Origin of the sequence: Deinococcus sp. Arct2-2, from assembly GCF_004801315.1 — a bacterium.
Classification (GTDB): domain Bacteria; phylum Deinococcota; class Deinococci; order Deinococcales; family Deinococcaceae; genus Deinococcus.
In genome coordinates this window covers 44,751-54,066 of the sequence record NZ_SSNW01000030.1, presented here as the reverse complement: position 1 = coordinate 54,066, position 9,316 = coordinate 44,751, and the positions used below count along the sequence as shown (strand labels likewise).

Here is a 9,316-nt window from a genome sequence, read left to right as displayed (position 1 = left end):
CTGACCCTGTTCCCCTGGATCAAACATGTTCTGGACTCAGTTTAGTTTGGTATGATGCATACAACTCCCGCCTAAATGCAGGCGGCTCCCCGATATGCTCCTCTCATGCTTCTTTCAAGACGAATCAACAGACTTATCTTCACTGACTGTCGCCACACCACAATTTGTAAGGTGCAAGACTCACATTATGACTCTAAGTGTGAGATATAGAAAGCAATATGTGAGGACTTTGCTTTAATCTTAAGACACGCTTAAGCCAATGAGTGTGTTTTGAGTATTGAGGAGCACGCCATGACCCCCAGCCTGACATCCCTACCAGATCCTCAGCTCCTCAGCCAGGCTCTCGCGGCGTGTACTGTCGGCATGGTCATGACTGACGCTTGTCAGCCTGATTACCCAATCGTGTATGTCAACCCAGCCTTCGAGGCGCTGAGCGGCTACTCGGCCAGCGAGCTTCTGGGGCGCAACTGCCGTCTGTTGCAAGGCCAAGACGGTGACCAACCCGGCTTGGAGGAGATCAGGCGGGCGGTGGCTCAGGGCCGGAATGCAACCGTTACGCTCCGCAACTACCGCAAGGACGGCAACCTCTTTTACAACGAACTCAGCCTCAGCCCGGTGTACGGAACGTCCGGTACCTTGACGCACTACTTGGGCTTTCAAAATGACGTGACCGAGCGTGAAGTGGCCAGACAGCTCCTCACCTCGACCCTTGAACGGGTGATGGACGGCTTCATTTCATTCGATCAACACTTGAACTTTTCGTTCGTCAACCCGGCGGCAGCGGCCATGTTGGGCACAACCCCGGCCGAGTTGATTGGGCAGCACGTTTCCGCCGTGTTTGCCACAAGTGCCGATCAGCCGATCAGTCAGGCCATACACCGGGCCAGAGAGACTGGCTCCGTCCAGCGCGAGTTGAGCTTTGTGACCCAGGTAGGCCGCTGGCTGGAGGCCACCGCTTACCCTGCCGGTAACGGCGTTTCGCTGTTCGTCTGTGACCTCACGCAGCAGCGGCAAGCTCAGGAAAAGCAGCGGGACAGCGAGGAGCGCTTCACCAAAGTGTTTGAAGCGTCCCCGATTGCTCTGGTCGTTACCCAGCTCAGCACCGGCCACTACCTCGACGTCAATTCCGAGTTTTTGCGCCAAAGCGGTTACAGCCGGGAGGAATTGATCGGGCAGACTTCGCTTGCCCTGAATTTTTGGGTAGACCCGCTGGAACGGGCCGAGGTCTGGAACACGCTCCAGGCTCAGGGAGAGGTTCGTAACCGTGAGGTGCAGTTTCGTCAGAAGTCCGGCGCGGTGGCCGATACGGTCGTGTCTATTGTTCCGGTCATGATCGGGCGGGAAGGCTGCGTGGTCACTCTGGTGCGGGACGTAACCCAAGAGAAGCAGGCCCAGCGAGTTCTGGCCGAAAGTGAGGCCCGCTCCCGCCAGAGTTCCCGCGAACTGCAACGCACGCTGAATTTGTCACTGGACATGATTACTTCCGTTGACGCCGAGGGACGCTTCGTGACGGTCAGCGCGGCCTGCCAGCACATTCTGGGCTACACCCCTGAAGAGCTGATCGGCCACCTCTGCACCGACTTTGTGCACCCGGACGACCAAGCGATCACCCTGCTGGAAAGCAGCAGAATCTCCGCAGGCCAGCCCACGACAACCTTTCAAAACCGCTACCTCCATAAGAGCGGCGGCGTCGTGTGGATGGAGTGGACGGCGGTCACGCTGCCCGGTGATCCACTGCTCTACGGCGTTGCCCGCGACGTGACCCAGCGCCGAGCGGCCCAAGAGGATCAGGCGTACCTCGCGGCCATCGTTCAGGCCAGCCAAGACGCCATTTGGGGGGTCACGCTGGGCGGCATCATCCGGTCATGGAATGCAGGCGCAGAGCGAATTTACGGCTACAGCGTCCTAGAAGCGGTGGGACAGTCCAGCAGCCTCATCGTTGCGCCAGAAGGCCAAGTCCAAGAAGCCCAACTGCTGGAACGGGTCGGGGCAGGCCAGCGGGTAAGTCCCTTCGAATCGGTGCGCCTTGCCCAGAACGGACGCCAGATCCCTGTGTTTGTCACGGTCTCGCCGGTTCTCGACGCGGCAGGCCGGGTGGTGGGCGTCTCCAAGATCGAGCACGACATCACGGCGCGCCGAGCAACCGAAGCGGAAATCCGCCAGCTCAACGAGAATCTCAAGCAGCAGCTTCGGCACCTGACGGGCCTGCGTGAAATTGATCAGGCGATTGCCTCCAGCCAAGAACTGCCGGTGACTCTGGGCATGATCTTAGACAACGTGACGCAGCAACTCGGGGCCGATGCCGCAACCCTGCTGCTGCTCGACCCGCCTACCCTGACCCTCGAATACGCGGGGACACGCGGCTTTACCACGCCGCTGCAAGGCTTGACCGTCAGGGTGGGTGCGGGCTTGGCCGGTGAGGTGGCCCTCAGCCGCCGCCCCCTGAGCGTGCCTGATCTTCAGACCCGCCCGCTCTCGCCCACTTGGCGCGACATCCTGACCCGAGAACGGCTGATGGCGTACTACGGCGCGCCCCTGATCGCCAAGGGCAAGGTGCTGGGCGTGATGGAGGTGCTGCACCGAGCACCCTTCGAGCCGTCTGCAACGTGGCTGGAGACGTTCGAGATGTTGACGGCTCAGGCCGCCATCGCAGTCGACAACGCGCAGCTTTTTCAGGAAGTGGAGCAGAGAAACCTAGATCTGCGGCTGGCCTACGACGAGACCATCGAGGGCTGGGCGCGGGCGCTGGATCAGCGCGACAAGGAGACCGAGGGCCACTCCCGCCGGGTCACGGAAACGACGGTCAAGCTGTGCAGGCACCTAGGCATTTCCTCCGAACAACTGGTGGATGTGCGCCGGGGGGCGCTGCTGCACGACATCGGGAAAATGGCGATCCCCGATGCGATTCTGCTGAAGCCGGGGCAACTGACACAGGAGGAATGGGTGGAAATGCGCAAGCATCCGGGGTTTGCGGTGCATCTGCTGTCTCCCATCAAGTTCCTGCGCCCGGCCTTGGATATCCCGCAGAATCACCATGAGAAGTGGGACGGAACGGGCTACCCCGCAGGGCTGCAAGGCGAGGAGATTCCGCTGTGTGCGAGGGCGTTTGCCGTCGTGGATGTCTATGACGCACTGACCAGTGACCGGCCTTACCGGGCCGCTTGGACGCGGGAGCAGGCGCTACAACAGATTCAGAGCGGTGCCGGAACCCACTTCGACCCTCAGGTCGTTCAGATCTTCTTACAGATGCTGGGTGGCCGACTGGACTGAATCTTTGCCTGCTGCCCAAAGCCTTACTTTTTGGGAGGGCACACCGCATCCACTTTCTGTAAGGCTGTGTGACCCCAATGCATCTGCCTTGTAGAAGCATTGTGCGCTCAGCCCTTGGCGCTGAAGCTTTCGTTGATCTGCCGAGATGTCCAAGAATGCTTCACACCAACCTCTCCACACCACAGACGTCAATTTAAAAGCAGCCGGAGCCTTGGGGGCAACCGGCTGCACGTTTTTGATCGGTTAGAGGCCGCGCCCCGTCAGCCAGCCCCGGAAGCTGTACATCTCTTTGGCCTGCGCGGTCACGATGTCGCGCGAAAGGGCCAGCACTTTGTCGTTGGTGCCCTGTTGCAGCGCCCTGTTCGCCATCTCGATGGCCGAGGCGTGGTGAGGCAGCATGCCCTGCACAAAGGCCACGTCCGCGTTCTTGGCCTTCTTCACCATGTCGCCCATGCCCGCCATGCTCTTGGTCATGCTGGCGGCCATCGGTGCGTCTTTGCCGCCGTAGTTCTTCAGCAGCGTATTCATCGTGTTGATTTCACGGGTTTGGTCCCGAATGATCTGATTGGCCCAAGCCTTGACAGTGGCGTCTTTGCTGAGCGGCACTACGGCGCGGGCCATGTCGAGGGCCGCTTGGTGGTGCGGCACCATCATGCTCAGGAAGGCGCGGTCAAAGGCTTTGCCGCTGAGTTTCTTCAGGCCGCTCAGATCCATGCTGCCCATTGCCATGCCGGGCATGCTGGCGCTCGCCGCTTTAGACGTACCGTCCATAGAGCTGTGATCCATGCCGCCCATACTGCCCTGAGCCCAGGCCAAGGCTCCCAAGGAGAGGACGCTGCTGATCACAATGACTGGAAGTCGCTTCATGCCCCCAAGGTAAGGGCGGCGTGTTAAGTTCGTGTAAAACGGCAGATGCTGAAGGAACCGAGATTGACGGTTCTCCGCCAGTCTTCCTCCACGCCTGATCAGCCTCCGCAGAAAGTGCGGAATTGCCTCGGGGCCGTGTGGCTTTACGGGATCTTTACAGGCCGCAAGTACTCTGTCTCCTAGAGAATTCCGGCCTCTCCGAGCTTCCGGCTCGTTTGTCGCCTTGCCGAAGCCTGCCCCACCTTAGTTTCTTGGAGACCCGATGCCCAACGTCTTGGTCGTGGATGATGATCCCGCCATTCTGGAAATTCTGAAAGCGTATTTGGAGCGCGAAGGCCACGTCGTGCTGACCGCCGAGAACGGCTATGACGGCGAACGCCTATTGGGTCAGGCCGACGTGGCCGTGCTGGACTGGATGCTGCCCGGTATGAACGGGCTCGATCTGATCCGGCAGGCACAGGAGCGCTACCCCGACTTGCCCGTGTTGCTGCTGACGGCGAGGGGCGAAGAAGAAGACCGGGTGCATGGGCTGCGAATCGGGGCCGACGATTACGTGGTCAAGCCCTTTAGCCCGCGTGAGGTGGTGGCGCGGGTGGGGGCTGTGCTGCGCCGGGTGCAGGTGCATGCCCAATTGCGGCTCGGCCCCTTGCTGCTCGATGCTTCTGCCCGGCAAGTCAAGCTGGCGGGTCAAGACGTGCCCCTCAGCCGCACGGAGTTCGATCTGCTGCTGACGCTGGCCCAGCACGCCGGAACGGTGCTGACCCGTGAGCGCCTGTTGGAACGGGTCTGGGGGCCAGAATTCATCGGCACCGAGCGCGTGGTGGACGTGAATATTCTGGCCCTGCGCCGCAAATTGGGCGATGACCCCGACGCCCCCACCTTTATCGAGACCGTGCGCGGCGTGGGCTACCGCTTCCGGGTGGGGCCGTGAAGCTGTTCTGGCGGCTGTTCTTGTCTTACGCACTGGTCATCGTCCTGACGGTGGTGGCCTTGCTCCTGCTCACCGAAGTCTTCGCGTCCTCGTTTATTCGCCACCATGTGGCCCAAATGGTGCAGGTCATGGGGCCAGACGGCCGGAGCCTACAAGGTGACCTGACTCAGGGCATGCGGACAACCCTGACGGGGGCGCTGTTGATCGCGGCTCCACTTGCGCTGCTGGTGGCCTTTCTCGCGGCTTCGGTGGCGTCTGGGCGGGTGGTGCGGGCCGTGCGCCAACTCAGCGAGGGCAGCCGGGCGGTCGCCAGCGGCGAGTACCGTTCGCGGTTGCCCGAACAGGGCCAAGATGAACTCACCGATCTGGCCCGCAACTTTAACCGTATGGCGGCCTCTCTGGCGGCGGTGGAGGCGTCGCGCACCGAACTGATCAGCACGGTGGCCCACGAACTCCGGACGCCCATGACGGCCCTGCGGGGCTACGCCGAGGGGCTGAATGATGGCGTGTTGCCGCAGGAAACGGCGGCGCGGGGCGTACTGCGCGAAACGCAGGCGATGGAGCGTTTGGTAAGGGATTTGAGTTTGGTCTCGCGGGTGGAGGCCGGGGCGGTAGACCTTTTCCTTCAGGACGTGGACGTGCAGGCGTTGCTTTTGGCGGCAGAGGAGCGCTTCGCACCGTTGGCCGTGAGCCGCGACGTCCGGTTGGACTTTAGGCTCGCGCCGAAGTCGTGCGTCTACACCGACCCGGAGCGGGCGGCTCAAATCCTAGCCAACTTGCTGGGCAATGCCCTGAAGTACACGCCGGCCGGGGGCCAAGTTCATGTCTGGGCCGAGTTCCGCGCCCCGCACGTCTGTATTCATGTACAAGACAGCGGCCCCGGCCTCACTGCCGAAGACCAAGGGCGCATTTTTGAACGTTTTTACCGGGTCGATCCTTCCCGTTCCCGGATGGCAGGCGGCAGTGGTGTGGGATTGACGGTGGCGCGCGGACTGGCCCGCGTGATGGGCGGCGACGTGACGGTGAGGGCCGAACTGGGGGAGGGCAGCACGTTCAGTTTTACCCTGCCCCACAGTCCAGTTTCGTCCGGTGAAGTGGCCCTTTGACGCCAGTAGGCGGTGTGTCCCCCACACGCAGCCGCCTCATCGAGCAAGACACGCGAATAAACCCAGCAATTAATATCGCGTCTGTAGAGGTTCCCTTCAAGCCAGAAACGTCAGCACTCTACTCAAAGTGACCTGCCAAAGCCCGACTGGGTGACGCCAAGATTGGAGACGGTGTGAAAGCAACTCGGCATTTCTCGGGAACGCAGAGGAAAAGCGGTGATAAGCATTCACAGTCGGTGGCGCTCGTCTGATACTGAATCCTTGACATGGGGCGGGTTCGCCACTCATGGCCCCCTCTGCTTCCCAGCGCCTTCCTCCACTCGGAGGAGAGAGAAACCGCACCTGCTCGGAACTCACTCTAACTCCGTATCAGCCGCGATCCACCGCCTCCTTAAGGATTGGCCACGAAGGCCCGAATCACTTGTAGCTGCTCTTCGGTCACGGGTTCTCCGCTCAGGCCTGTCTCGGCAAAACGCGGCATGGCGGCACTGAGTTCGCGGCCTTCTGGAGCTTGCCCGTGCAGGACCGCCGCCGCAAATTCGGGGGTAGACCAACTCCGGGTCACTGCGAGGGCTGGCCCAATCCCGCCGCCTGCCTGAGCGCCGTGACATCCGGCACAACTGGCCGCGAAGAGGGTGGCTCCATTCACCGGAGCAGCCGCCAAAGCGGGCGACATCTGCGCCCCTTGAGGGCCGGCCAGTCCCAAACCGGTGCGGTAAGAACTAATTCCGATTCCTGTCGCCACCGCCACCAAGGTCAGCGCCACCCCCACTTCACGCACACTGAAACCTTTACCCGCCATAACCACTTTCCCCCTTCATTTGAAATTCCATCAGTACAACTTCCAGCCGGGAACGGCTTGCAGGTCGGTCACCATGCCCAGCAGCACGGGGCCGTACATCAGCAGCACCAACAGCAGGGCCGCCACCCACAGCGCCAAGAGGGGTTCGGTCAGGCGCACGAGGCGGCTGGCCTGTGCCAAGTTTTCTCCGGCGGGGCTGAGAACTTCGCTGTACGGGAGCGGTGTGGTCACTTCGCCCTGATCTACGCGGGGCGAGAGCAGCATACGGAAGAGGACGTAAAAGAATATCAGGGCGCTGACCAACAAGATGACGCCGCTGATGGCGGTCAGCAGTTGCGGCACGGCAATCGGAAGATCGCGGTAGACGTCTGACCCGGTGGCGCTGATCTGGGCGCGGCGCGGCACGCCCAGCAAGCCTTGCCAGTGCATGCCGAGGGCAAACACCATCATGCCGAGGAACCACGTCCAGACCGATGCAGACGCGAGTTTCATGCTGGGCAGGCGCTTGCCCGTCAGGTGCGGAATCAGCCAGAACATGATGCCTATAAAGGTCAGCGTGGTGGCCGTGCCGACCGTGATGTGAAAGTGGCCGGGAATCCAAGCCGTGTTGTGGATGACGGGGGCGAAGGTGGAACTCGCGTTGACGATGCCGCCCGCGCCGCCGAGAATGAACGAAATCATCGCCAGCACTTGGGCACTGAAGATGGCGTTGCCCCACGGCAGATACCGAATCCAGCCCACGACGCCCCGCCCACCTTTGGCCCGCGCCGCGTCTTCAAGGGAGGCCGCCACGCTAAAGGCGGTGAGCAGGCTGGGAATGGCGACCAAGAAGGTGAGGAACATGTGCAGCACCTTCCACAGCACCGAAATGTTGGGATCGCTGTATTGATGATGCAGGCCCACGGGTGTGCTGTTCAGCAGGAACAGGGCGAAGGTCAGGCGGGTCAGCGGTTCGGAAATCAGGCGTCCTCCAGCGTGGCGCGGCACGAAGGCGTACCACGAGATGTAGGCGGGCAACAGCCAGAAGTAGACGATGGCGTGTCCCGTCCACCAAAACAGGGTTTTTGCCAGCAGTGGATCGACGCCCGCCGTGAGGCCCAGCGACCAAGGAATCAGCATCACGACCACTTCGGTGACCAGGCCCAGCGAAGCCACCAGCCACATCATCCACGTGGCTACACACATGTAGGTCACCAGCGGCGTGACCCGGCCCGGATGCGCCCGTTTCCATTGCCACCACACCCAAATGACCTGCCCCGCGACGAGCAGGCTGGCCGCCACCATGATCGCGGCCCCGATATAGAACAGCGGGCTGCCCTGCATCGGCGGATAAAAGGTGTACAGCAGCGTGGCCTGATTGGTCAGCAGCGGCACGGCGGCCAGCAGCAGTCCCGCCGTCATCATCAGGTACGTGAACCAAGCAAACCGCAGGTTGATGCGGACACCGAGGTCACGCACGGGCAGGTACAGCATCCAACCGCTGATGAAGAACTGGGTGAACACCAGCGCGTTGAGGACGCCGTGCAGGCTGAGGCCCTGATAGTAGGATTTGAGCAGGGCTTTGAGGAGAGGGAACTCGTAGACGTTGATGCCGCCGTAGTTCAGGGCTTGCAGCGGCCCGATCAGCACGCCGATGAAGAGGGCCAAAAACGCGGTGACGACGTAATATTGGGTGACGGTCTTCAGCCGGGTCAGGTGGGCAGCGTCCTCCGAAACAGCGGCAGGCCGAACGGTTCTGGGCAAGGTGGTGGTCACGGTTGTTCTCCTGCGGGCGTAGGGGCGTTCGGATCCGTCACGATGACGCGGGCCAGCATGTTGTGGTGGCCGATGCCGCAGTACTCGTTGCAAATGCTGCTGAGGGTGCCGGGTGCCCGGAAGGTCACGCTGAAACTGGTGACCTGTCCGGGAATCACGGTGGCGTTGATGTTGGTGCCCTGCACCATGTAGCCGTGCATCACGTCCAGCGAGGTCAGGTGGATGGTGATGGGCCGTCCGGCGGGCACGCGCAACACGGCGGGATCAAAGGCGAACGCTTTGGCGACAATGAACGCTTCGAAGGAGCCGTCTGCATTTTCACGCAGGCCCGGTGTGGCAAACGGTGTGGCGGCGATGGCGCGGGGATCGAGTCGCCCGCCCTTGACCCCAGCGATGTGGTGGCCGCCACTGGCGCTGCCCCCATCGCTGCGAACGGCTTGATAGGTGCCGCTGATAAAACTGACCAGCACACCCGTAAACAGTAGTAGGGACAGAATCACAGAGATCACCAGCCAAATCGTTTCGTAGCGCTCGAGGGTGTGGTGGTCAAGTCGGGGAACGGGGGCGACGGGAAGCCGGGCCATG

The 9,316-nt window shown here is 61.8% G+C and carries 7 protein-coding genes; 3 read left to right on the top strand and 4 right to left on the bottom strand.

Annotation, left to right across the window (positions count from 1 at the left end):
- Nucleotides 1-291 precede the first annotated feature (291 nt).
- Complete coding sequence (locus E7T06_RS13165; RefSeq protein WP_136366243.1) at nucleotides 292-3,270, top strand: PAS domain S-box protein; 2,979 nt, start codon at nucleotides 292-294, stop codon at nucleotides 3,268-3,270.
- A gap of 243 nt (nucleotides 3,271-3,513) precedes the next feature.
- On the opposite strand, the gene E7T06_RS13160 is transcribed toward E7T06_RS13165, so the two are convergent.
- Nucleotides 3,514-4,137, bottom strand: coding sequence for a DUF305 domain-containing protein (locus E7T06_RS13160; protein WP_136366242.1), 624 nt, complete (start codon nucleotides 4,135-4,137; stop codon nucleotides 3,514-3,516).
- 262 nt (nucleotides 4,138-4,399) lie between these two features.
- Between E7T06_RS13160 and E7T06_RS13155 the strand changes: the two genes are divergently transcribed.
- Entirely contained in the window at nucleotides 4,400-5,068 is a 669-nt protein-coding gene (locus E7T06_RS13155; protein ID WP_136366241.1) for a response regulator transcription factor, read from the top strand.
- The gene (locus E7T06_RS13150; RefSeq protein ID WP_136366240.1) at nucleotides 5,065-6,174 is read left to right on the top strand and encodes a HAMP domain-containing sensor histidine kinase; all 1,110 of its coding nucleotides are present in this window, start codon (nucleotides 5,065-5,067) and stop codon (nucleotides 6,172-6,174) included. Before E7T06_RS13155 ends, E7T06_RS13150 begins: the two co-directional genes overlap by 4 nt.
- Nucleotides 6,175-6,565: 391 nt before the next feature.
- On the opposite strand, the gene E7T06_RS13145 is transcribed toward E7T06_RS13150, so the two are convergent.
- The 3 genes from E7T06_RS13145 to E7T06_RS13135 are packed head-to-tail and all read right to left on the bottom strand — an operon-like array spanning nucleotide 6,566 to nucleotide 9,315.
- Complete coding sequence (locus tag E7T06_RS13145; RefSeq protein WP_136366239.1) at nucleotides 6,566-6,976, bottom strand: cytochrome c; 411 nt, start codon at nucleotides 6,974-6,976, stop codon at nucleotides 6,566-6,568.
- 30 nt (nucleotides 6,977-7,006) lie between these two features.
- Nucleotides 7,007-8,731 (bottom strand): b(o/a)3-type cytochrome-c oxidase subunit 1, encoded by a 1,725-nt coding sequence (locus E7T06_RS13140; RefSeq protein ID WP_136366238.1) that lies wholly within the window; start codon nucleotides 8,729-8,731, stop codon nucleotides 7,007-7,009.
- A complete protein-coding gene (locus E7T06_RS13135) occupies nucleotides 8,728-9,315 on the bottom strand; it encodes a cytochrome c oxidase subunit II (protein WP_136366237.1) in 588 nt (195 codons plus the stop codon). The genes E7T06_RS13140 and E7T06_RS13135 overlap by 4 nt, the downstream gene beginning before the upstream one ends.
- Nucleotide 9,316 lies beyond the last annotated feature (1 nt).

Bases quoted from the DNA above. Each gene is read 5' to 3' on its own strand.
- E7T06_RS13165 (WP_136366243.1), top strand. From the start codon at position 292: ATGACCCCCAGCCTGACATCCCTACCAGATCCTCAGCTCCTCAGCCAG.
- E7T06_RS13160 (WP_136366242.1), bottom strand. From the start codon at position 4,137: ATGAAGCGACTTCCAGTCATTGTGATCAGCAGCGTCCTCTCCTTGGGA.
- E7T06_RS13155 (WP_136366241.1), top strand. From the start codon at position 4,400: ATGCCCAACGTCTTGGTCGTGGATGATGATCCCGCCATTCTGGAAATT.
- E7T06_RS13145 (WP_136366239.1), bottom strand. From the start codon at position 6,976: ATGGCGGGTAAAGGTTTCAGTGTGCGTGAAGTGGGGGTGGCGCTGACC.
- E7T06_RS13135 (WP_136366237.1), bottom strand. From the start codon at position 9,315: ATGGCCCGGCTTCCCGTCGCCCCCGTTCCCCGACTTGACCACCACACC.